The organism is Neobacillus bataviensis (genome assembly GCF_019969725.1).
Window position 1 is genome coordinate 614,941 of sequence record NZ_JAHXYW010000001.1, and the last position, 23,601, is coordinate 638,541.

Below are 23,601 nucleotides of genomic sequence, written 5' to 3' on the forward strand. Positions count from 1 at the left end.
CCTTATAAATCCTTAGAAATCTTTGATTTTTGTGTTTTGCCAATCTGTTTCCAAGCTAATACGACCGCTAATGTAACAATAGTACCTACAATGGCTTCAGGAATTCCGTTTGTGATTCCGACGGTCCAGGCTACTCCCGCGGTTAAATAATGGCGGACTACAGCCATCGTTAACACAAGTACAGTATTCGCTAATGTCCCGATAAATGCAGCAGCACCAACCGCTATGTATTCATTTTTGCGGCGGAGTCCAACATATATTAGCCATGCAGCCACACCGATAAAAAGCCGCGGTAAAATCGCTACTAATGGATCCTTAAAGAGAGGGACTGTTGCGTTTAGGAATGAGGATATTCCAAAAATCGCGCCAACAATTAAGCCAACCAATGGTCCCTGCATAATCCCCCCAATAATAGCGGGAATGTGCATGATTGTGGCATTTCCAGCTGCTGTTGGAACTGGAATATACCCCAATCGTGTTACCCCTAATAAAATGGCAACTGCACCTAACACCCCAGCGATGACAATATCACGAACTGTTAAAGATTTTTTCATTCAAATACTCCCCTTTTGTTTTTGGATTTTTTAAACAGGCTCTTTATTTGCTAAAAGATTGTGTTTTTTTGATTCGCCGATAAACATTCGAAAACAGCCTTTAATTAAAAAGGAAACGGATAAAAAAGTAATAGTAATGAGAAAAGCAGTCCAACCAGTAGGACAAGATAGTCCTTCGTAATTGCTTTATATACGGAGTAGGAACTCCTTTCGCCTCCTGGGGTATAGCAGCGTGATTCCATTGCAAGAATCAAATCCTCCGCCCTTGATAAGGCGATATTAAATAAAGGGATAATGATTGGAAACATTTCTTTTGTTCTTTGAACAATTCTCCACCAGCCGCCAGTACCAAAGTCAGCTCCTCTTGAGGCTTGTGCTTTCATCATTTTTTCCATCTCGATGGCGAAGGTTGGGACGAATCGAATTGCAATCGTTGTAATTAATGAGATTTCGTGGACAGGAAACTTAATTTTCTTTAACGGGCTCAATAAGCTTTGAATGGAATGTGTTAATTCTGTGGTGGAAGTTGATAAGGTGAGAACACTGCTTAAGAAGATAATTTCAATAAATCGAACGGCAGATACAACTACCAAACGAATGCTTTCACTGGTGATTAAGATAAAGCCATAATCCACATACACCCTGCCATCAGAAAAGAGCTGTCCTTGAAAAAGCAGCTGTAAAACAGCTAATATGACAATAAATGGAATGGCTGGTTTCACACCGGATAAACCGTAGCTGATTGGGATTTTGGATGCCCAGAATAAATAAAGAGATAAAACTAGACCAATGGCATTTCCGAAATAACTCGTATTAAAGGCAATCGCCACCACGAGAATGACAAAAACAAGAAGCTTTATTCTTGGGTCTAATCGATGAATAAATGAGCCTGTTGGTACGTATTGACCGATTGTAATACTACGGGATATTTCAAATTCGCTGGACATGTTCTGAACCCTCCTTCTTGCCGGCAAGAACCTTCATAATTTCCTCTGCTGCTTCCATGACGGAAAAAGCTTCCGTATTTACCTGGTATCCAAGATCAGTTAATTTATAAAGAACCTGTACTGTTTCGGGGGTCCCTATTTGATGATTCTGCAGTTTTTCTTTATCCGTAAAAATTTCTTTCGGGGTGCCTGTTAACACGTCGGTTCCTTCTGCCATCACATATACTCGGTCTGCCAGCATGGCAACCTCTTCCATATTGTGTGACACAAAAACGACCGTTAATTTTTCTTCCTTGTTTAACCGTTTAATTTTATCCAGCAATTCCTTTCTTGACCTCGGATCCAGACCAGCTGTAGGTTCATCAAGAACTAATATCTTCGGTTTTAAGGCTAGAATTCCTGCTAAGGCTACCTTCCGTTTCTGACCGCCGCTTAACGCAAAGGTCTGTCTGTCCTTCATTTCCTCAAAATCTAAACCAACCACGTCCATCGCCCATTTGACCCGCTCCCTCACCTCCTTAAGTGGAAGACCTAATTTAAAGGGCCCATAGGCAATGTCATCACCTATAATTTTTTCAAAAATCTGATCCTCCGGGTTTTGAAAAACAAGTCCCACTTTTTGCCTCAGTGTTTTCAAATCCACCTTTTTCTTCGATAAATCTTCCCCATCAATGATTACTTTTCCAGATTCCGGACGCATCAGTCCATTGAAATGCTGGATTAGAGTCGACTTTCCGGATCCTGTATGGCCAATGATGGCTATGCATTCACCTTCTTCTGCATAAAGGTTGGCTCCTTTTAAGGCAACATGCTCCATTGGGGTTCCCTTCATATACGTATGGGATAGGTTTTCTATTTCGATGATTGGCCTGCCCGTCATGTTCCCACCTCCTCTTTGTGAAATTTCTCCACTTCTTCAATAAACTCATTTTCCTGAATGATGTCCTTTGAAAAAGTGTTAAATTGGCTGTGAATCACTTCGGCCATTTGGCTCACTGAAGGCACTTCTAATTGCAGATTTTCTAATTCCAGCTTATGTTTAAAAATTTCAAGCGGCGGACCATCCATGACAATCTGCCCGCCTTCAATGACGATAATCCGGTCAGCTTCCGCCGCTTCCGACATATGGTGTGTAACGGTAATAATCGTCATTCCCATATTGTTCATTTTCCTCATCACCTGAAGAACTTCTTTCCGGCCAAAACTGTCTAGCATACTTGTTGCTTCATCAAAAACAATGCAATCTGGCTTCATAGCCAGCACCCCGGCAATCGCGACCCTTTGCTTCTGTCCCCCGGAGAGGTGATGCGGCGGTCTGTGGCGGAACTGAGACATTTTGACAACATTTAAAGCTTCATCTACTCTCTTTTTCATTTCTTCTCTTGGCACGCCAATATTCTCCAGGCCAAATGCTACATCTTCCTCCACAATCGTCGCAACGATTTGGTTATCTGGATGTTGGAATACCGTGCCAACCGCTTGACGAATAGATCGTTTCTTGTTGACATCCTTTGTGTTATGCCCGTGTACCCAGACATCCCCGCTGTCTGGAGTCAAGATCCCGTTAAGGTGTTTGGATAAGGTAGATTTTCCTGATCCATTGTGGCCAATTATGGCTACATATTCTCCAGGGAATATGGAAAAGGAGATATTCTTAAGAACGGATACTTTCGTTTTTTCATTGATTTTGTATGAAAAAGAAACATTTTCTAAACGAATAATGGACTCCATTTCATGCTCCTTTCATTTTTCTAATACTTAGAAATATTGGCTTTTCGAATGGTTTATTAATTGCTAGCATTCTACTGAAACAAAATCCCGTCATTACTGTCAAACTTACGCCCTTAATATTTCAGCGCCACGTTTTTTAATTGAGTATAATTTCGGAGTGCCTCTAGCCCTTTCTCCCGGCCAAAGCCGCTTTTTTTGTATCCGCCGAATGGCTGGGCGATGCCTCCACCTGCCCCATAGTGATTGATGAATACTTGGCCGCATTGGAGCTGGCTGGCAACACGGTGAGCTCGCCCGCCGTTTTCAGTCCAAACACCGGCAACAAGTCCGTACGGTGTGCCATTTGCGATTTCGATTGCTTCTTCTTCTGATTCGAAAGTGGTTACTGTCAATACAGGGCCAAAGATTTCCTCCTGTGCAAGAAGATGGCTTGCAGGAACATTATCCAAGATGGTTGGCTGAAGGTAGTAGGCTAATTCTTTCCCTTCTATTACCTCACGCTCTCCACCGGTTACAATCCTAATTCCGTCTTGTTTAGCCAAATCAATAAAACTTTTAATACGATTAAATTGCTTTTCAGAGAGCACTGGTCCGAGATCATGATTGTCCATACCAGGACCGATTGAAAGCTTCTCCATAGCTGCCGCAAGCTTCCCTACGAAATTTTCTTTTATTGATTTTTCAATTACCAAACGGGACCCTGCAGAACAAGTCTGGCCTGCATTTTGCACAATGGACTTAAGCACCCACTTAAGTGCTTCCTCTTCATTACAATCTGCAAAGACAATATTTGGGGATTTTCCTCCAAGCTCAAGGGTAACGGGTACAATATTTTGGGCAGCTGACTCCATAACTCTTTTCCCTGTCTCTACGGAACCAGTAAAAGTAATATGGTTTATATCAGGGTGACTTGAAAGCGCAGCACCTGCCTCATGGCCGTAGCCTGTAACAACATTCAAAATACCTTTTGGCAGCCCTAAAGGCTCTATTAATTCAACTAGTTTAAGAGTCGTTAACGGAGTATCTTCTGCTGGCTTCAAGATAGCAGCATTCCCGGTTGCAATAGACACAGAAATGCTTCTTGCTGCAATTTGCAAAGGATAATTCCACGGAATAATATGTCCGACAATTCCGATCGGTTCACGAACAGTGTAATCAATGATTCCTGGTTCAACTGGAATCGTTTCTCCAAGAATTTTATCTGCTATTCCAGCGTAATATTCAAAATAACGTACAGCAATCTCAACATCCACAGCAGATTGATTCAGTGGTTTTCCGACATCTAGCGTCTCTAACTTTGCTAATTCTTCCTTATTCTCACGAATGATTTCCGCTGCCTGATAAAGAAGCTTCCCCCGATTATAAGGACTAAACGTCTTCCATTCTTTTGAATGAAATGCTTTTTTTGCTGCATTTACTGCAAGGTCAATTTCCTCCTTGTCCCCTCTTGGAACAAAAGCTAAAGTTGAACCGTCTCCTGGATTTTTCACTTCTATTAATCTCTCTTTTTTAGGGACTATCCATTCACCATCTATGTAACATCCTTGAATTTCTACATTAACTGCCGTCACTAGTTAAATCCCCCTTCCACCATCTACATTTAAGACAGAACCTGTCACAATAGACGCTTCCTTTGAACACAAATAGACAAGGGAATTAGCAATATCACTAGGACTAATCAGCCTTCCCAATGGAACACTTTTCTTAAAAACACTTTCCTTTGTTGCCTCAATATCTGTATTCTTCGCTGCAAAATCCCCAAGCATATTCGTATCTGCCGGACCTGGGTTCACAACATTTACTCGAATCCCGTAATCGGCTAATTCAATAGCCAATGCTTGCGAAAATGAAACGGCAGCTCCCTTTGAAGCGATATAAGCATTTAAGCCGGGCCGAGGCCTCACCATGGAAATAGAAGCGATATTAACAATCACTCCACCACCATTGTTTTTCATATAAGGTACCGCAGCACGGCAAGTTAAAAAGGGGGCTGTAGCGTTTACACTCATAATCTTCTCCCAATCTGCTAAGCTCACTTCTTCAATCGGTGTTGCTGGCTGGGCGATTCCTGCAATATTAACAAGACCGTCGATCCGCTCAAATTTCTTAAATGCAGCTGAAAAAACATTCGCAACTTCCTCTTCCTTTGTTAAATCCGCAGCAATCGGCAGTAGTTGATCGCTTTCCTCTACTCCATCCACATTTAGATCAACAGCTACCACTAAAGCTCCTTCTTCTAAAAATCGTTTAACCGTTTCTTTCCCCATTCCGCCCTGTGCACCTGTAACAACAAACACTTCATTTTCTAATCTCAACATTATCGCCCCTCTTTAACAAATAGTGAGTGTTGTATAGCATCACAAATCGCTGAGCCCAACTCACTGGTCGTTGAATTGCCGCCTAAATCAGGTGTTTGTACTTCTTTTTTTACAAGTACCTTTTCAATTGACTCCAAAATGACTGCCGCTAAGTCCTTTCTACCTAAATGCTCAAGCATCAGTGCTGCCGACCAAATCTGTGCAATCGGATTAGCGATGCCTTTACCGGCAATATCAGGAGCAGAACCATGGACAGGCTCGAACATGGAAGGGAAATCTCCTTCCGGATTTAAGTTTGCAGATGGGGAAAGCCCAAGCCCACCGACAACCGCGGAGCCTAAATCACTTAATATATCCCCAAACAAATTGGAAGCAACAACTACTTCAAAATCCTCTGGCCTAGAAACAAAATAGGCTGCTAGAGCATCAATATAATAGCTTTGGAGATTAATAGCCTGAAAATCTTCACCAACCTCATTAACAGCCTCGTCCCATAGTTTCATTGAATGGATGATCGCATTAGATTTTGTCGCGCTTGTAACTGTCCTCTTACCATGGTTTTTAGCATATTCAAAAGCAAATCTTGCAACTTTTTTCGTACCTGTTCGTGTGATAATAGTATTTTGAACAGCAATCTCCTGTTCTGTGCCTGGATACAATCTGCCTCCACTATTTGAGTATTCACCTTCAGCATTTTCCCTGACAATGACAAAATCGATATTTTCACCTGTATACCGGCTAGGCACTCCCTTCAATAGTTTAACCGGGCGTAAATTAATGTACTGCTTGAAATTTTTCCGTATTGGCATAATTAGCTCCCATACCGTTACATCATCAGGGACCCTTTTATCGCCTATCGCTCCGAATAAAATAGCATCATATTTTTTTAATGTATCGAGAGCGTCATCTGGCATCATTTTTCCATTCCTAAGATAATACTCACTGTTCCAATCAAATGTATCAATTTCGATTTGAAGTGAAGGGTCCAGCTTTTTGAGCAGTTCAATTACTTTTACTGCTTCGTTCACTACCTCCGGGCCGATACCATCCCCGGGGATAACTGCAATCTGATAGTTAGTCATATTTTCCACCTCTTATTTATTGAAATAAGATACGATCAAACTTAAATAAAGCGCTTACAAGAGTAGAATGGATTAAGGACATTTCCATATTTAATTTTCAGATTCATCTATTTTTGCTGAAAAAACCTTTTCTGGTAATTCAAGATGGTTACGCATTATTAAAGAAGCCTTACTGCTATTTCCATTTAAAATTTGAAAATAAATGCTTTCATGCTCCATTAATATCCTTTCAATAACGCCTGGAACCTGAAAAAATTTGGATATCTCTGAACGATAACTATCAATAAGAAGCGTAGTAATTTTTTGCAATACTTGATTATTTGAAGCTTTTGCTACAGCAATGTGAAATTCAACATCCCACTTAGCAAAATGTTCATAATCGTTTAAGCTTTCCTTCATACCCTCGATCGTTTTTTCAATTTCTAAAAGATTGTAATTTGTTCTCCGTTTTGCGGCTAATGAGCTAGTTTCACTCTCAACGATTTGTCTCGCCTCCACTATTTCAAGAAGGTTATTGATATTATGGAAAATTAATGATGAAAATTCTGGAGCAACAAACGTTCTTTCTTCTGATTTAATTAGGTAAGTACCTTTTCCTTGATGAAAACTTATAATCCCTACTGCAGATAATTTAGTTAAAGCTTCTCTAATAACAATTAAGCTGACCTGATACCGGTTTGCCAATTCCTTCTGGGACGGCAATTTATCACCGTATAAATATACTCCGTTTTCTACATCTTTTAAAAAGACATCAACCACATCATCGACCAGGGATTTACGTTTTAATGCCATGTTTTCCACCCCCTTAACTCTTCATATGATATGATAACTTAAGTGTATTTTATATACACAATTCAGAATTGTCAATATATTTAAAATTATTTTATTACTTAAATAATTGATTACTTTGATATAGAAAAGTGTGTTAAAGTGGTCTGTATTTGTACTTTCTCCAAGAAAAAAGCCCCAAACGGGACTTCATGTATGACTTATTATCCTATTTATGGTGGATAATTCTAGAAACTTCATTATTAAAACTTTTCTTTTTGCTATTCAAAACATCAACAAACACTCTTACTTGACTTGGATTATTATGGACACTAAAATTTAACAGATAACAGACTTATAGGAATAGAAAATTGATATCAGAGGGAAGTGGAATCCTAAAATGAAGCAATACAATACGCGTGCCATTATGGCGTCGCTGCTCATCTGCGGTTTCGTTGGCATGTTCAGTGAAACAGCTCTCAACATTGCGATTAGTAATTTAATGGTTGTGTTCCAAATTTCGGCCGCGACCGCACAGTGGTTGACGACAGGATTTCTGCTTACTCTCGGCATTTTGATGCCGATGACTGGGCTCCTTCTGCAATGGTTTACGACGAGACAATTGTTTATCGGTTCATTAGCGAGCTCGATCGCGGGCACACTTATTGCGGCGCTCGCGTTCAATTTTGAAATGCTTATGATCGCTCGCGTTCTTCAGGCGGGCGGCATGGGCCTGCTGATTCCGCTCATGTTCAATACGATCCTTGTCGTCTACCCACCGGAGAAGCGTGGAGCGGCGATGGGTTTTGTCGGACTTGTAATTATGTTCGCACCAGCGATTGGTCCGACAGTAGCAGGTCTTCTAATTGAATATTTTACATGGCACTACATCTTCTGGCTCTCGCTGCCGTTTTTAATGCTAGGGCTGTTGGTAGGGCTAAAGTATTTGGAAAATGTTACGGAAGTCACGAAGCCTCGTATCGATCTACTGTCTGTCGTATTATCAACGATTGGCTTCGGGGGCGTTGTTTTTGGCTTTAGCAAGGCAGGCGAAGGAGTAGAAAGCTGGACCAGCCCGGTCGTTCTCTCGTCCATCATCATCGGACTTGCGGCACTTGTGTTGTTCACATTAAGGCAGGTGTTTATGCGTGAGCCAATGATGGATCTTGGCGTCTTTAAATACCCCATGTATAACGTGGGGCTGCTTATGGTATTGGCATGTATGATGATCATCTTGTCCAGCATGATTATTCTGCCACTGTTTCTTCAAAACGGGATGAAACTTTCCGCTTTCACTGCTGGGCTTATGCTGTTGCCAGGCAGCGCGCTGAACGGCATCCTTTCGCCGCGCATGGGGCGTTTGTTCGATAAATATGGACCAAAGTGGCTTGTTATTTCCGGCCTCGCCGTCGTGGCGATCATGTTGTGGTGTCTCTCCAGCATATCGTCCCAATCTTCGATTGCATATATTGTCGCCTTGCATATTGGATTAATGGTAGGTATCTCCATGGTCTGGATGCCGGCGCAGACGAACGGCCTGAACCAGCTTCCGCCTGAGCTTTACCCACACGGTACGGCAGTCATGAACACGCTGCAGCAGGTTGCGGGTGCAATCGGAACAACGATTGCGATCATCATACTAACGAGCGGTATGGATAAGTATATGCATGAATCCCCTGCTCCAACCAAACCGACCGAGATGGCTAATGCGATGACGCTCGGCTCACAGCACGTGTTCTTGTTCGCCATGATCGTGACGCTGTTCAGTCTTGTTCTAGCGTTCTTTATCCGCCGTGTCATCGTTAACCATGCTGAAATGAATCCAATGCATTAATTTTTTCAAAGGGAGCCCGCGACGGGCCCCCTTTTTTTCTTACAGCAGATTAAACTCATAGCATTGCTTTATAAGTATATGATCCTTTATATAGCTGTTCCCACTGTTCATGTAGCCTTTCCGCTGTCTGATAGTCATCGAAGTCCACTTTTGAATCTGCCTGTAATTTCTCTTTTAAATGGCGGCAGGATTCTTCCCATTCCTCTAAACTTTTAATATCAATAAGTTTTGCAAACCTTGGTCTCATACTTTCCCAATTAGAAAACATGTTATTACACCATTCAAGCAAATATTCATGGTATTGCTGTTGTTCCTCTATATCCAACCATTTATCTAATTCAACCTTAATCTCCTCTTGTAAAGCTTCCGTTACCAAAAAATCTTCATGGAGTTGTTTTTGCTCTTCCAATTCCAAACGTTGATCAGACTCGACTTCAATCACTTTTTGATAAGCATTCGATTCTTTGAATAGCTGTTCCCACTGTTCATATAGCCTTTCAGCTGTCTGATAGTCTTCGAAGTCCACTGTTATATCTGCATGTAATTTCTCTTTTAAATGGCGGTAGGATTCTTCCCATTCCTCTAAGCTTTTTATATCAAAAAGTGTTGAAAACCTTGGTCTCATACTTTCCCAATTAGAGTAAATATTATTACACCATATCAGCAATTCTTCACGGTATTGCTTTTGTTCCTCAGATACCATCCAACTATCTGATTCATCCTCAATCTCCTCTTGAATACCTTCTATTTCCCAAAATTCTTCTTCATGGAATTGTTTTTGCTCTTCCAATTCCAAACGTTTATCAGAATTGACTTCAATCTCGTCTTTATTAGCTTCTGTTTCCAAAAATTCTTCATGGAATTGTTTTTGCCCTTCCAATTCTAAACGATTATCATAATTGACTTCACTCTCTTCTTGATAAGCATTTGATTCTTTGAATAGCTGTTCCCACTGTTGATATAGCCTTTCAGCTGACTGATGGTTCCCGACTTCCACTTTTAAATCTGCCAGTAATTTCTCTTTTAATTGACGGCAATATCCTTCCCATTCCTCTAAAATTATTATATCAACAAGTTTTGAAAACCTTGGTCTCATACTATTCCAGTAAGAATAAATGTTATTACACCCTTCCAGCAAATCTTCACGGTATTGATTTTGTTCTTCCATTTTGCTGCATTCCCCTCACAAAGGTTAATTATTTTTTTATTATCCTGAATATAATGACACCAAATTTAAATTAATTTTCCACAATTGTCCTAGGCTTAGGTATTCATGTATATATAAAAACAATATGACGTTACTAATAAATCGGAGAGGGCTATTTCACCATTTCTAAAAAGAATTAATCTTAATCAAAATAATTGCTTCTCTAAAACAACATTGTATTCCCTGTCTTCAATATCCTTACGTTATTATATAAGTAGTACATGGAGGTGCTTATCATTGATAAACCCATTTGAAAACAATGAAATTCCTATTCTTGAAACAGAACAGTATCTTATAAGAGGTCTAACACTTGAGAATGCTCCGGCATTATTCGAATTTATAAGCGATGCGGAGACAATGAAATTTGTCACTCCTCACCCTATAAAAACACTTAGAGAAATGGAAAAGAAAATAAAGAATCATCTTGCAAACTTTCAAATGGAGAAAGAAATTCCTTGGGTGATCATCGAAAAAAGCAGCTGTGAAGTGATTGGACTGTTTCGACTTCATAAACTCCACATGTGGCATAAAAAAGCAGAAATGGGGGCCTATTTGCACCGAGACTATCACAAAAAAGGCGTTATGACCGAGGTCTTAAAGACCATTTTACCTTTCGTATTTAATGAACTTGGACTAAATCGCATTGTCGGAGATTTATTTGCAGAAAATCAAGGTTCAAAAAAGCTTCTTGAAAAATTCGGCTTTCACCAAGACGGAATCCTTAGGCAAACAGACTTTGATGGTTCCAAATTTCACGACACCATCGTCTACTCATTATTAAAAAAAGAATTCAACCAATAAGCCTAGTGGGAGGTTCTTTTGGCTTTTTTTACTAGTAAAGAAGTAGAACGAACTCGCTCCGCAATGATAGAAAAATAGTAAGTAATTTCCTTATTTGGGTCATGTTTTTTATATAATCTATTGTTAAAAGATTACATAAAAAAATTTACTATTTTTCCATAAAAAAAACGCTTATAGCAGCTGTAAATTATCTTATTTTCCCAAGGCACTTCTCCTATCCATATTAATTTCCCATTACATATTTTTCATTTATTTATCATTTACTATTAAACTACATAAACCGACCTGTATATTTCGAAAATTTTGTTGAGGAGTATCACAAAAGGGGGAAATTATGAAAAATACCGATCAATAAAAGCATATTGAACAGATTGGGGGAATAGACAATTAATTCTGAAGAAAAGTTAGAAGAATTAGTGGATTACATTGCCGTTTTGAAAGATTACTATTTGACTGTTTTATCACAGGAAAAGGAGGATTATAACAAAGCGTTTATTAAAGGTAAGTTAAATGTATTAGATGATATTAGAAAAAGACTAAAAAAATTGGATATAACAAAATAGATATTTACGAAAATAAGTTTTAACGAAAACCTTCTCAATTAGAATTAGAGGGTTCTTTTTTGAGGTGCTTATCTGGATATTTACATAGCAAAGAAAAAAGAGCTCTACCACCATAAAATTGGAAGAGCTCTTTTAGTTAATTCGTAGTATTTATTTCATGTTTTTGACTCTTAGAGTAAAAGCTTATAAAGATAAATGAAGCGAGTAAGAAGAGGAAAAGAATGACTCCCACAATTTCGAAATCAATTTCTGCCCAAGGATTAAAGAACGTAAATGCCAGATAGAAGGAAACCCCGTAGGCCAAGACGACAATCACCCAACCCATTAGTCTTGAGGCAGCTTGACCGATTTTGCTGGACTGGTTCACCATTTTATAGATAATCAACGAATCAATTGTATCTGTAATCATCATGCCAAACATAAAAACTAGCCCTAAAAATAAAGGAGTATATTTACCTGCATTTCCTGCCGCCAAAGACCATACAGCCGTTTGACTTACTGTCTCGGCAGCCAAGGCAAACAAAGCGCCTACTAAAATAATAAGAAATGGATTTGTAGTCCCCTTTGCAATTTTTGGAATAAACTTTCCCTTTAGTCCGCTCAGTTGAAACTCTTCGTGATTGTTTCTAGTGCGTAACAGATTATACGTATTTAACGTTCCAATAAGGAATAAAGAAATAATCGAAACCCATGATGCAATATTATCAAAATAAGCTGGGAATGAGAAATTCTCTATCACCATTCCTAAAATACCTGCTGTTAATGCTACCATTCCCCCGTGACCCAATGAAAATAACGTCCCCACCCAACGTGCAAACGAACTGCCCATTCGCCAATTATAACGGGTTTGTCCATCAATAAAGGCAAGATGATCCGCATCCAATCCATGTCGAAGCCCCAATACAAAAACAAGTAAAAACAGTGATACTGCTTCCATTTAATAATTCCTCCCTTTTATAAACAGTTGGAACATAAAAAATCAATCTCTTGGGATGATGATTACAGACACCCTAGATTCGATCGATTTTTTCCTGATTCCCCCATTCCTCAAAAAATATTAGATTCCGAAGAGTTCTTCTTTTCTCCCAATTCGCTTCCTCTAGAATGGGAGCGGATGGATATTCATTGGTGTATCCAATCGAAATTAAGGCGACTGGATCAATATGAGGCGGAATCTGCAAGATATCCCTGACATCATTTTTCTTATAAAAACTTACCCAGCCCATCGCTAACCCCTCTGCAAATGTCGTAAGCCACATGTTTTGGATCGCACAGGCTACCGAAAGAATATCCGTTTCCGGTATCGAGTTTCTTCCTAATACATGGGAGCCCCCACGTGTAGAATCACAGGTGACACAAATGGTTAACGGTGCCTGTTTGATGCCCTCAACTTTCAGTTCTAAAAATTTTGTTTTTCGTTCATCCTCATAGTGGATGGCCAATGCTTTTCGTTCCTTTTCTGCCGCCCAGGCCAACCGTTCTTTTATTTCGTCTGAAGAAACGATTATAAAATTCCAGGGCTGCATAAACCCTACGGATGGCGCATGATGGGCCGCTTGAAGAACTCGTTGAATCACCTCAGGGCTTACCGGATCTGGGAGAAAAGTGCGGACATCTCTCCTTTTATAAATGACATCGTAAATCACTTCTCGTTCCTCTTGACTAAACATGTTAACCCCCTTTTGAAGTCAAACTTTGAGAATCTTTCAAATCATTTTCTATTCCTTGCTTTTATAATGAAATAAATTTATAGGAACACCCTTGAATGCGAGTGACATTTCCCTAATTAAGTGTGAAACCACCAATTTACTGTTTGGAAGATTTCCATCTAGTAAAATACCCGCGACCGTTCCACTGTGGGCGACAACGATTCCGCCCTGATAGCGATGGGCCAACTGATCTAATAGAGGAAAAACAGGCTTTGGCAATATTTTTTGATTCACCCGTGCACTGAGGGTTGCCGCCTCCGCAATATAAGTTATATTTTTTTCCTTAAACCCTTTTGTAACTAGATCAATAGCTTTAATAAATTGTTGTTGATCGTCTTGGCTGTACTCTTTCGGAACTTCATTAAATTCTATTGTGTTGATCATTCCCCCAAGGTCGATACCAACGAGAATGAATGGGGGTAAGACACCAAAGCTTGCAATCAGCTGACCGTGAATATATTCATAGACCACGACTTCCTCATACATTACCCCATCGGTAGGCTCCACCTTTGCGGCAATCATCGAGATCATTTCATTGGTGAGCGGAAGACTATAGCTGTCAGCAATTGCTCTTAATGCAGCAACAATATCAGCCGAACTGCTGGCCATTCCCTTGCCTGCAGGAATATTGGAATGTATTTCGAGATACCCGCCTCCTCTTATCCCAAAAAGTTGGAGTAACAATTCTCCCGCTTTCTTTGCTTTCATTTTGGAATTTACGACCCTTATCCGGGAAATGGCTGTGTCTGGAACAAATCTAGCCTCACTTTGTAAACTCGGGATGGGCAAAGTGATTAAAAACGGGCGCTCCTCCATAATTCCTTGGACTAATTCTCCAAATGTGCCATTGCAGCTTCCTTTTCCTAGTTTCATTGTTCAGGCTCCTATTCCCCTACTTCAAGCCCAGTTCCACTACTATCGAAAGGACCAAAAATAACACGACACAGATAATGGAGGTTGTTTTCATAACCGTTACTGTATGCAAAATATCATCTGCTTTGATTTTCCGTAATGGTTCACCCATCTTTGCCCGTTCAGAGGCTTTACCGAAATAATAATTCGTTCCTCCAAGTTGTACTTGAAGCGCCCCTGCGATTGTCGCCTCTGGGTAACCGCTATTTGGACTCGGGTGAAGTCTGGCATCCCGTTTCATCATTCTCCATGCGCCTTGTACATCAAGACTTTTGATCGAACATGCAAGCAGCATTAATCCAACCGTTAACCGGGCAGGCAAATAGTTTAATAGATCATCTAGTCGGGCCGAGGCCCAGCCTAAGTTTTGATATTTCTCATTCTTATATCCAACCATCGAATCTAGCGTATTAACCGCTCGGTACAACATTGCAAGCGGGGCACCCCCGATCAGGGCAAAGCATAACGGTGATATAATAGCATCGACAATGTTTTCGGCTACGGTTTCCACAGCCCCCCGTGAAATTTCACTTTCCTCAAGGTTTTCCGTATCTCTTCCGACAATCATTCCCAGACTATTTCGTGCAGCCCTTAAATCCTGATGTTTCAAGTGTCGGAATACTTCCAACCCTGCATCAGCCAATCCTTTTGTCGCGATAGTTGTTGAAATTAACCAGATTTCCACAATGACAGCAAGAAAATGATTCAGCTGATTGAGTCCGTAAAGCAGCACAGTAACGATTAAATAGCTGCCGCCAGCAATCAGAATAGGAAATAAGAGTCCTGCCAGTTTCAAATACCTTTCCTTTACGGTGAAAGAACGAATGGCTTTTTCCAAAAGACTAATAGACTTCCCGATGATGACCACCGGATGTGGCAGCTTACGGGGGTCACCGATGATTCGATCAATAAGATAAGCAATAACAATATAAATAGCATGAACTAACATCGAATTCTCAGCCCTCCTGATTCCTTACTGCTTCACATGTGGCCTCATAAACAAGGCAGCCGATCGTATTCCCAATGGTGGTGGCGGTACCGGCAAAAAGATGGGTTGGAAGATAGTCTGCTTGACTGGCAGCCAAGACAACCGAATCGGTGGTCGTTCCGGTAGCAAACTCTCCAGATTCCAATTTTATTTGTAAATCTTGCAACGCTGCGGCCTTTGCCTCCGTTGCAGTGATAATTCCGTTAATCATCGCAGCTTCTGTCAGTCTGCCATCAATAAACAAAAAGGTGTTAATCGTTCCGCATTGGTACGCTGAATAGGACTTCCGCTTTCTTCCTGCCCTTTCTCGATTTCCTACACCTGCGGTGACACAGCAGACAATCCGAAACTCATCACCATATTCCTCGTGGATGGAGGCACAATGAATTTTAGCCGCTGTTTGTAAGCCTGCGGTCTGTTCCAACGGGTATTCCCATTCGATGATTTTTTGTTTCATTAGTAGAATGGGGTCATTGGAGGCATAGTCCAATGGGACCTGCCAATTGACAAAGTGGCTGACCTGTTGGAAGCCCCCGCCATGAACGGCACTACTGAAAGCAGCCAATCTCCGTGGGAACTCAAATAAGAGATGGTCGTCTTTTTTCACCATCGTTATTTCCGGCCATATTCTCGATGTAAACTGATTCTGCTTGCGAAATGGCTGCACCTTTTTCTCCTCGCTCTTATCACTAATTTGATATCGTAAACAACTTCGTCTGGTCATGCCACTCCATCACCATAGCTTTTCCGTGTCCGAGTCCTTCGACGTTCCAAAATTCGTTTGAATCACCTTTGACCCATTTACTTAGAAACCATCGAATGGGCCCTCCATGACTAACGATGACAATCGTTCCAGCTAGTTTTTTAGTGGTTAAAAAGGTCTCCAACCAATCATCGACCCTTTTCCCCAACTGTAGCAGTGTCTCTCCATTTGGAGGAGCGACCAAATAGGGATTGCGGATCCACTTCTCGAGCCTTTCTGATTCTTTCTGCCTAATTTCTTCATAGGTCTTGCAGTCAAAATCACCGAAGTGTAATTCTCTAAGGGCAAATATCGGTATTGGTTTTAACTGAAATTCATTTCCAATCAACTGAGCACTTTCGACAGCCCTGATTAGATCACTAGTATAGATGGCAGAGATCGGTTGAGTTTCTGTCCTTCTTAAAATCTCGCTCAAGTTCTTTAGCTGCATCCGTCCCTGTTGATTTAATGCTGCATCATAATGTCCTAGATAACGTCTTTCTGCATTTTCATTCGTTTCACCGTGCCTGACTATAATGATTCTCATTCCATCAGCCTCCCAATCGCCAAGGCCAGAAATAGAGAGACACATTCGCTCCATTCCACAATGGCACCATAGCAATCCCCTGTTAGCATGTTTAATTTCCGGTAAATGTTTAAAATAAACAGTAACGTCAGAAGGCTCGTCATGAATAACAACATAATCCCGTTTAATCCTGCTGCCCAATAGCTAATCAGCAAAATCAAAATCAGATGGATCAACATAATAGGGTACGATAAAAAGGCTGATAGACCGGAACCAAGTCCTGACTCGTTTCGATACGGCCAGAATTTGATCGCACAAATGAGCAAAAATCGAGCCATCCATGGACTTAAAACAAGAATCAACGGCTCATGAATTTCAACTACTTCATACACCGCGACGATTTTTCCTGCAATTAAGCAAATAGCAGCAATCACACCCATCGCACCCACGCGACTATCCTTCATGATTTCGAGCATTTGCTCACGGCTTCGATTGCTGCCCAATCCATCCGCTAAATCCATCCAGCCATCGATATGTAAACCACCTGTGATCCATATCCAGACGAGAACAATTAAAAATGCATTAACAGGAGCCAGAAACAACTTTCCAAATCCAAGCATAGCCAGACATAGCAAGCCACCAATCAATAAACCGATCAACGGAAAATAAACGGGGCTTTTTTTCCAATCGGTATTTGAAACCTCTATCTTCGGAATGGGGATGCGCGTAAGGAACATCAGGGCTGCTAGGAACGCTTTCATTACTTCAACCTCAGTGGCAGACCGGAAAAGACGGCGTAAGCTTCATTTGCTTCGGCTGCCACTAATTGATTGATTTTTCCTAGAACATCCTGAAAAAAACGCCCTAACGACGATAAAGCCACCCCGCCCAAACCGACCTCATTCGAAACGACTATGACATGCTGATGATTTTCTTGTACCCCCTTAATCCAGAGTTCCACTTCCTCTATTAAACTGGTTTTCTTGTTTTCTTCCTTCAGTTCCTGCTCTGTCAACCACATGCAATGATTGGCCAGCCACGAAGAAATACAATCAACTAAAATGACATCGTAGTCTTGATAGACGGTTTGAACGGAAGTGAGTTCGTTCGGCTCTTCTAATACGCCCCATTCACTTGGGCGCCGCTTCTTATGACTATCGATTCTTTTTTCCATTTCTTGATCGGCTTGAACCCCGAACGCAACATAAAGGACTCGGCCTGCATGACTGAAGGCCAAGCGTTCGGCAAATTCACTCTTTCCAGAGCGAATTCCTCCAGTGACATAGGTTAAGGTCATGATGGTTTCCCCTCTTTGCTTACTTCAATTAAGGCTTGGATCAAGCATTGATTTTCCTCTTCGGTTCGAATCGCAATCCGAAAATCCTGATCTGATAGCCCCGGGTACATGGCACAGGAGCGTATTAAGATTCCTTTATGACCCATGCGCCACTGTAATTCAGCCGCCGTGATGTCAGCTTTTATCCTAACTAACAGAAAATTCGCTTGTCCCGGAAAAACCTTCCACCCAAGCTTCTCTTCAATTGCTAGTTTGACATAGCTTCTTTGCCCCTGAATCAGGGTAATCGTTGCTTCCTCGTATACCTTTTCGTCCAGGACCGCTTCACCAGCCAATAGGGCCATTTGGTTGACACTCCAATTTACTTGTTTCGCCTGCAGCTTTAAAATCAGGTTTGGATTGGCCACCATATACCCAAGCCGGAGACCAGGGATCGCATAGAACTTTGTCATCGAGCGAACCAGGATTACCTGTTTCCATCGTTTCAAATCTTTAAGAAGCATAATTTGTGTTTCGATCGGAAGAAAATCAATAAATGCCTCGTCTATGATCAAATATGTATTTGTCTTCTCTGCCTGTCCTGCCATCTCGACAAGTTCTTCCTTCGAATACGTGACACCAGTGGGATTGTTGGGATGTCCAACAAATACAAGATCGGTGTTCGCTATTAATTGTAGAATTTCCGATCGATCCGGCTTAAAATCATTTTCTTCCCTGCCAAACAATGGTTTGATGCATGCCCCAAAAGCTCTAGCAAGCTGTTCGTATTCCGAAAAGCATGGATAGATGACTCCCACTGTCTCAGGCTGCAAGCCTAAAATCGTAAGAGCGATACACTCTGCTGCCCCATTTCCAATTAAAATCTGTTCTGGTGAAACGGAGTGCTTTTCCGCCAGTTTTTGTTTGAGAACACGATGGGCGGGATCGGGATAATGGACGATTGACTCCAGCTGCTCCTTTATCAACTCCATTACCCTAGGAGGTGGACCGAGTGGATTGATATTCGCACTGAAATCTAATAGCTGAGCAGAATCTTTACCAAACAACTGTCGGGCCGTCAGTAAATCGCCGCCATGTCCAAATTTTTCAATATAGACCATTAAAACTCAATTCCCTTCACGGCAGGAATTCCTTCGTTATAATAATGCTTAACGGGCCTCATTTCGGTTACTAAATCCGCACAAGCGATGATTTCCTCTTTTGCTGACCGTCCGGTAATCACTAAATGCATCCCCTTAGGGCGCTGCTGAATCAACTCTATTACTTCTGTAAACGGAAGAACATCGTCTATCGGGAATTTATCAATCGCGAGCACATTATTTAGTTCATCTAAAATGACAACATCATAGCCGCCAAACTGTACCTTTTCTTTTGTAAAAGCCCACGCTGTTTTGAGGGCTTCCCGATGTTCCTCCGGTGTTTTCGTCCACGTAAAGCCGACTCCTGTCTGCACGATTTCAATCCCCAATTTTCCGAACGTAATTTTTTCCCCATATGTTCGATCAGGCGATTTGATAAATTGAATCATCAGCACCCGTTTTCCCCGGCCGGAGGCACGAACTGCGAGCCCAAGGGCTGCCGTCGTTTTCCCTTTTCCATCACCGGTATAAACTAATGTAAGACCGCGCTTTGCTTTGTTTTCTGTTACCTCTTCCATCCGATTCACTCCTCGTTACAACCAGACTGTTTTTTCTTCAAAGGATGTCCGGGCCGGCACCTTTGCCTTTTTTATTACTTCTGGATCGGGATAACCGATAAACAAATTTCCGATTATTTTCTTGTTTTCGGGTGAGCCAATAAACTCATACATTCGTTGGTCACGAACAAGTCCGACGCCCCTTGTCCGCCAGACCAGACCTAATCCTAATTCTTTGGCGGCAAGCCACATCGAATGGATCGCACAGCATACGGCATATTCATTATCGGCAGATGCCTCTTCATCTTCTTGAACGATGTCAGCGGTAACGACAATATGGACCGGAGTGGTTTTTAGTACCTTTAAGGAGCTTTCGATTAAATTTGGTTTGGTTGGAAAGCGTTCCTGTAGATATTCATAGGCCAACGCTTCATAGCGTTTTTTTGCTTCGCCTTTAATCACATAAAAGCTCCATGGCTCCCGCATCCGGTCATTCGGTGCCCAAGTCGCTGCTTCTAATAAGGTGTGAATTTTTTCGTCTTCGACCTCTCGAGCCGTATAATCACGGATCGCTCTTCGATTTTTGATTTCCGCAATAATCGACATCTTAGTCCCTCCCTACTCCTACCTCTTGCTTTTCTTCTGCTTCTTGAAACCATCGTAATTTCTCGCGCAGGCCGACCACATCACCCACTAGAACAATCGCCGGATGAGTAATCCCATCTTCAAGGGCCCGTGCTTCGATATCCTTTAAACTTCCAGTCACCGTCTTCTGCTTGGCCGTCGTCCCCCATTGGATGATGGCGGCTTTCGTATCAGGGCTTTTTCCGTTTTCAATTAATTTCGAAACAATATAGGGTAAATTCCCAATACCCATATAAAAGGCAATCGTATCGATTCCTTGAGCGAGGGCTGGCCAATTTAATTGATCCTCATCCTTTTCCGCTCGGCAGTGGCCAGTGACGATCGCGAAGGAGGAAGCATAATCACGGTGGGTCACAGGAATACCGGCATAAGCAGGTGCTGCAATACCAGATGTAATCCCCGGCACCATTTCATAGCAAATCCCATGTTCTGCTAGAATTTCCGCTTCTTCACCGACACGGCCAAAAATACAAGGATCGCCTCCTTTTAATCTCGTAACCGTCTTGCCCTGACTTGCTTTTTCAACTAATAGCTGGTGAATTTGATCTTGAATGATCTGATGTCTTCCTGGCTGTTTGCCACAAAAAATGAGCTCTGCCTCCGCCTTGGCATATTTCAGCAGTTCCTCATTTACTAAGCGGTCATATAAAATCACATCCGCCTGCTGGATACACTCCATCCCATAAACCGTAATCAGCTTAGGATCTCCCGGTCCAGCACCAACAAGATACACTTTTCCATTTGTCATCTTCTCGCTCCTTTCCTACATTATTCATTTGAAATTCCAGCCGATGCAAAGGTGGCCATTTCTTTCAGCATTAAGGCCGCTGATTGTAAGATAGGAAATGCTACTGCTGCCCCGCTTCCTTCACCCAGCCGCAAATCTAAATCAAGGAGTGGCTTCTTGCCTAATAACTGCAGCGCAATTTCATGTCCTGGCTCGACGGAACGATGGCCGACAATCATATACTCCGCTGCTGTCTCACAGATTTCTCTTGCCAATAGAGCAGCGATTGTGCAAATAAATCCATCTACCAATATCGGGATTCGGTTCCGCGCGGCGGAGAGCATTGCACCCGTCATCCCGGCAATTTCCAAACCGCCAATTTTTGCTAAGATATCGATGGGATCCTTCCGGTTAGGGTTTCTTTCCTTTAGTGCCCGTGTGATGACCTCTTGTTTATGACGAATTTTTTCTGGTGCAATCCCTGTTCCTCGGCCAACAAGAGTACCGATGTCCAGTCCGCTTAAAACCGCGGCAATCGCACTGCTTGGCGTCGTATTGCCGATCCCCATTTCACCAACAATTAGGCATTTGATTCCCTGTTGAATCATCTGTTCCGCCCGTTCATAACCAACAGCGATGGCTTGTTCGGCCTCTTCTCTTGTCATTGCATCCTGCTGGCAAAAATTGTTGGTACCATAGCGAATTTTCCGATTCACAAACCCGTCAGCCTCAATATCTGCAGCCACACCGATATCGACGACTTCAAACATGGCTCCGATTTGCCGGCTAAAGACATTGATGGCCGCACCGCTGTTTAAAAAGTTCATGACCATTTGCACGGTTACTTCCTGCGGGAATGCGGACACCCCTTCTTCGACTACGCCATGATCAGCGGCAAATACGATCACACCGGGCGGTGACACGACCGGGAAGGCTTCAGATGTCATTTCCGACAGATGAATGGCTAATTCCTCTAATCTCCCCAAACTGCCCGGAGGTTTGGTTAACGTATCGATATACGCACGAACTTGCTGTCCCATTTCTCTATCAAGAGGCTGGATTGCTGTTTTTACGCTATTCATTGGGTGATCCCCCTTTTTTGGTAATCCTTCATTAAATGTTCAATGACATCCAGTTTAACGTGTCCCCTTACATGTTCTGCCAGCCGGTCAAACGCTTCTTCCCGCAATTGGTTAAAAGATGGGCGCTTGTGGATGGGCTCCAATCCCTTTTTACGGCGGAGCTGATTAAGCAATTCCTCACGAAATTCATCATTATGGAATATCCCATGAAAATAAGTGCCAATGATGTTTTCGTCCGGGGAATGACAGCCATCCCATTTTTCATTCGTAAAAATAAGCCCTTGGGACGCTCCTGTCGCCACGGTTTCACCCATATGAATCTCGTAACCTGTCACATGAAAGTTTTTTCCGAAAATATGCAACTTCCCATTTGATAGGATCGTCGTCTTTTCTTTCGTAATGGTCGTTTCAATTGGCAGTAACTGAAGGCCTTCGATTGCTTGATGGAGCGACTCGATCGCTAACGGATCCTCAATTTTATCACCAAGCATTTGATAGCCGCCGCAGATCCCGAATAGAACGGTTTGTTTCTTTTTCTGTAATTCTGCTATTTTTTGAGCGATGCCGCTCTTTCTTAAAAACAGCAAATCTTCAATTGTATTCTTACTGCCGGGGAGAATGACTAAATCCGGATAGTGTAATTGATCCGCTCTCGTTATGAAACGGACATGACAATCCGGCTCGGCAAAAAACGGGTCGATATCGGTGAAATTGGAGATTTTCGGATACTGAATCACCGCGATATCCAATTCTTTTTCAGTATTTTGAGTGGCTGTATATTGATTTAAAATCACGGAATCCTCGGCATCAATATTTAGATTTTCCAAATAAGGGATTACGCCGAGAACGGGTTTACCTGTATACTCCTCAAACCAAGTTAATCCGGATTCTAGCAGGCGGATATCGCCGCGGAATTTATTGATGATTACACCAATCACTCTGTCGCGGTCCTCTGGTTCCATCAGCTGAAGGGTTCCTACTAAACTAGCAAACACTCCGCCTTTTTCGATATCCCCAATTAAGATCACAGGGGCATCCGCCATTTTGGCGACCCGCATATTAACCATTTCACGGTCATTCAGATTAATCTCGGCCGGACTGCCAGCCCCTTCAATGATAATCCGTTCATAATTTTTGGACAGGGTGGATAATGATTGTTGAATCAGTTCCAATCCCGTTTGAAAGAATTCCCTGCGGTACCTTCCTGCTTCCATATTCTTATATGGTTTACCATGGACGACAATTTGGGATTGGTTATCCCGGTTCGGCTTTAGTAGAATCGGGTTCATATCGGTGGTTGCCTGAATCCCTGCGGCTTCGGCTTGAACTCCCTGTGCTCTGCCGATTTCTTTTCCATCCACGGTGATATAGGAATTTAACGCCATATTTTGTGATTTAAACGGAACCGTTTTATATCCGTCCTGGGCGAAAATCCGGCAAAAGGCGGTGACGACAACACTTTTGCCGACATCTGAATTGGTACCTTGAAACATAAGCGGAAGAGCTTTAGCCATTTTCTTTGAACTCCTTAC

The 23,601-nt window shown here is 42.0% G+C and carries 25 protein-coding genes; 2 read left to right on the forward strand and 23 right to left on the reverse strand.

Translation table 11 applies throughout. The features are described from left to right. Positions 1-2: 2 nt before the first annotated feature. The 8 genes from LC455_RS03045 to LC455_RS03080 all read right to left on the reverse strand — a co-directional run bounded on the left by LC455_RS03045 (position 3) and on the right by LC455_RS03080 (position 7,424). Positions 3-554 carry an ECF transporter S component gene (locus tag LC455_RS03045; protein ID WP_223588075.1) on the reverse strand — a complete coding sequence of 184 codons (552 nt, stop codon included), beginning with the start codon at positions 552-554 and terminating at the stop codon, positions 3-5. 104 nt (positions 555-658) lie between these two features. Then, positions 659-1,501, reverse strand: a complete 843-nt coding sequence (locus LC455_RS03050; protein WP_223588077.1) for an energy-coupling factor transporter transmembrane component T family protein — start codon at positions 1,499-1,501, stop codon at positions 659-661. After that, positions 1,485-2,381, reverse strand: a complete 897-nt coding sequence (locus LC455_RS03055; RefSeq protein ID WP_223588079.1) for an energy-coupling factor transporter ATPase — start codon at positions 2,379-2,381, stop codon at positions 1,485-1,487. The genes LC455_RS03050 and LC455_RS03055 overlap by 17 nt, the downstream gene beginning before the upstream one ends. After that, the gene (locus tag LC455_RS03060; RefSeq protein WP_223588081.1) at positions 2,378-3,232 is read right to left on the reverse strand and encodes an energy-coupling factor transporter ATPase; all 855 of its coding nucleotides are present in this window, start codon (positions 3,230-3,232) and stop codon (positions 2,378-2,380) included. The genes LC455_RS03055 and LC455_RS03060 overlap by 4 nt, the downstream gene beginning before the upstream one ends. Positions 3,233-3,345: 113 nt before the next feature. Further along, the gene (locus LC455_RS03065) at positions 3,346-4,803 is read right to left on the reverse strand and encodes an aldehyde dehydrogenase family protein (protein ID WP_223588083.1); all 1,458 of its coding nucleotides are present in this window, start codon (positions 4,801-4,803) and stop codon (positions 3,346-3,348) included. Positions 4,804-4,806: 3 nt separating this feature from the next. Continuing rightward, on the reverse strand, positions 4,807-5,547 hold the full coding sequence (locus LC455_RS03070; protein WP_223588690.1) for an SDR family NAD(P)-dependent oxidoreductase: 741 nt from the start codon (positions 5,545-5,547) through the stop codon (positions 4,807-4,809). A 2-nt stretch (positions 5,548-5,549) separates the two neighbouring features. Further along, positions 5,550-6,632 (reverse strand): tartrate dehydrogenase, encoded by a 1,083-nt coding sequence (locus LC455_RS03075; RefSeq protein WP_223588085.1) that lies wholly within the window; start codon positions 6,630-6,632, stop codon positions 5,550-5,552. A gap of 90 nt (positions 6,633-6,722) precedes the next feature. Then, entirely contained in the window at positions 6,723-7,424 is a 702-nt protein-coding gene (locus tag LC455_RS03080; protein WP_223588087.1) for a FadR/GntR family transcriptional regulator, read from the reverse strand. Between the two features lie 376 nt (positions 7,425-7,800). Here LC455_RS03080 and LC455_RS03085 point away from each other — a divergent pair, with 376 nt between their 5' ends. After that, positions 7,801-9,234 carry an MDR family MFS transporter gene (locus tag LC455_RS03085; protein WP_223588089.1) on the forward strand — a complete coding sequence of 478 codons (1,434 nt, stop codon included), beginning with the start codon at positions 7,801-7,803 and terminating at the stop codon, positions 9,232-9,234. A gap of 55 nt (positions 9,235-9,289) precedes the next feature. Here LC455_RS03085 and LC455_RS03090 read toward each other — a convergent pair whose 3' ends face one another. Beyond that, on the reverse strand, positions 9,290-10,402 hold the full coding sequence (locus tag LC455_RS03090) for a hypothetical protein (RefSeq protein WP_223588091.1): 1,113 nt from the start codon (positions 10,400-10,402) through the stop codon (positions 9,290-9,292). A gap of 276 nt (positions 10,403-10,678) precedes the next feature. On the opposite strand from LC455_RS03090, the gene LC455_RS03095 reads away from it, so the two are divergent. Further along, on the forward strand, positions 10,679-11,242 hold the full coding sequence (locus LC455_RS03095) for a GNAT family N-acetyltransferase (protein ID WP_223588093.1): 564 nt from the start codon (positions 10,679-10,681) through the stop codon (positions 11,240-11,242). Between the two features lie 699 nt (positions 11,243-11,941). Here the strand turns inward: LC455_RS03095 and LC455_RS03100 are convergent. The 14 genes from LC455_RS03100 to LC455_RS03165 all read right to left on the reverse strand — a co-directional run bounded on the left by LC455_RS03100 (position 11,942) and on the right by LC455_RS03165 (position 23,583). Continuing rightward, on the reverse strand, positions 11,942-12,742 hold the full coding sequence (locus tag LC455_RS03100) for a HoxN/HupN/NixA family nickel/cobalt transporter (protein ID WP_223588095.1): 801 nt from the start codon (positions 12,740-12,742) through the stop codon (positions 11,942-11,944). Positions 12,743-12,815: 73 nt separating this feature from the next. Then, a complete protein-coding gene (gene bluB / locus LC455_RS03105) occupies positions 12,816-13,475 on the reverse strand; it encodes a 5,6-dimethylbenzimidazole synthase (protein WP_223588096.1) in 660 nt (219 codons plus the stop codon). Between the two features lie 48 nt (positions 13,476-13,523). After that, a complete protein-coding gene (locus LC455_RS03110) occupies positions 13,524-14,387 on the reverse strand; it encodes a GHMP family kinase ATP-binding protein (RefSeq protein WP_223588098.1) in 864 nt (287 codons plus the stop codon). A gap of 19 nt (positions 14,388-14,406) precedes the next feature. Then, complete coding sequence (gene cbiB, locus LC455_RS03115; protein ID WP_223588100.1) at positions 14,407-15,375, reverse strand: adenosylcobinamide-phosphate synthase CbiB; 969 nt, start codon at positions 15,373-15,375, stop codon at positions 14,407-14,409. A 7-nt stretch (positions 15,376-15,382) separates the two neighbouring features. Continuing rightward, a complete protein-coding gene (locus LC455_RS03120; RefSeq protein ID WP_223588102.1) occupies positions 15,383-16,138 on the reverse strand; it encodes an adenosylcobinamide amidohydrolase in 756 nt (251 codons plus the stop codon). Continuing rightward, positions 16,104-16,703 carry a histidine phosphatase family protein gene (locus tag LC455_RS03125; protein ID WP_223588104.1) on the reverse strand — a complete coding sequence of 200 codons (600 nt, stop codon included), beginning with the start codon at positions 16,701-16,703 and terminating at the stop codon, positions 16,104-16,106. The genes LC455_RS03120 and LC455_RS03125 overlap by 35 nt, the downstream gene beginning before the upstream one ends. After that, positions 16,700-17,443, reverse strand: coding sequence for an adenosylcobinamide-GDP ribazoletransferase (gene cobS / locus LC455_RS03130; RefSeq protein ID WP_223588105.1), 744 nt, complete (start codon positions 17,441-17,443; stop codon positions 16,700-16,702). Before cobS ends, LC455_RS03125 begins: the two co-directional genes overlap by 4 nt. Then, the gene (cobU, locus tag LC455_RS03135; RefSeq protein WP_223588107.1) at positions 17,443-17,979 is read right to left on the reverse strand and encodes a bifunctional adenosylcobinamide kinase/adenosylcobinamide-phosphate guanylyltransferase; all 537 of its coding nucleotides are present in this window, start codon (positions 17,977-17,979) and stop codon (positions 17,443-17,445) included. The genes cobS and cobU overlap by 1 nt, the downstream gene beginning before the upstream one ends. Further along, positions 17,976-19,079, reverse strand: coding sequence for a threonine-phosphate decarboxylase CobD (cobD, locus tag LC455_RS03140; protein ID WP_223588109.1), 1,104 nt, complete (start codon positions 19,077-19,079; stop codon positions 17,976-17,978). The genes cobU and cobD overlap by 4 nt, the downstream gene beginning before the upstream one ends. Then, on the reverse strand, positions 19,079-19,636 hold the full coding sequence (gene cobO, locus LC455_RS03145) for a cob(I)yrinic acid a,c-diamide adenosyltransferase (protein WP_223588111.1): 558 nt from the start codon (positions 19,634-19,636) through the stop codon (positions 19,079-19,081). Before cobO ends, cobD begins: the two co-directional genes overlap by 1 nt. A gap of 15 nt (positions 19,637-19,651) precedes the next feature. Further along, the gene (locus tag LC455_RS03150; protein WP_223588113.1) at positions 19,652-20,221 is read right to left on the reverse strand and encodes a nitroreductase family protein; all 570 of its coding nucleotides are present in this window, start codon (positions 20,219-20,221) and stop codon (positions 19,652-19,654) included. 1 nt (position 20,222) lies between these two features. After that, the gene (gene cobA, locus LC455_RS03155; protein ID WP_223588114.1) at positions 20,223-21,008 is read right to left on the reverse strand and encodes a uroporphyrinogen-III C-methyltransferase; all 786 of its coding nucleotides are present in this window, start codon (positions 21,006-21,008) and stop codon (positions 20,223-20,225) included. A 20-nt stretch (positions 21,009-21,028) separates the two neighbouring features. Further along, entirely contained in the window at positions 21,029-22,069 is a 1,041-nt protein-coding gene (gene cobT, locus LC455_RS03160; protein ID WP_223588116.1) for a nicotinate-nucleotide--dimethylbenzimidazole phosphoribosyltransferase, read from the reverse strand. Continuing rightward, complete coding sequence (locus LC455_RS03165; protein WP_223588117.1) at positions 22,066-23,583, reverse strand: cobyric acid synthase; 1,518 nt, start codon at positions 23,581-23,583, stop codon at positions 22,066-22,068. Before LC455_RS03165 ends, cobT begins: the two co-directional genes overlap by 4 nt. Between the last annotated feature and the right edge of the window lie 18 nt (positions 23,584-23,601).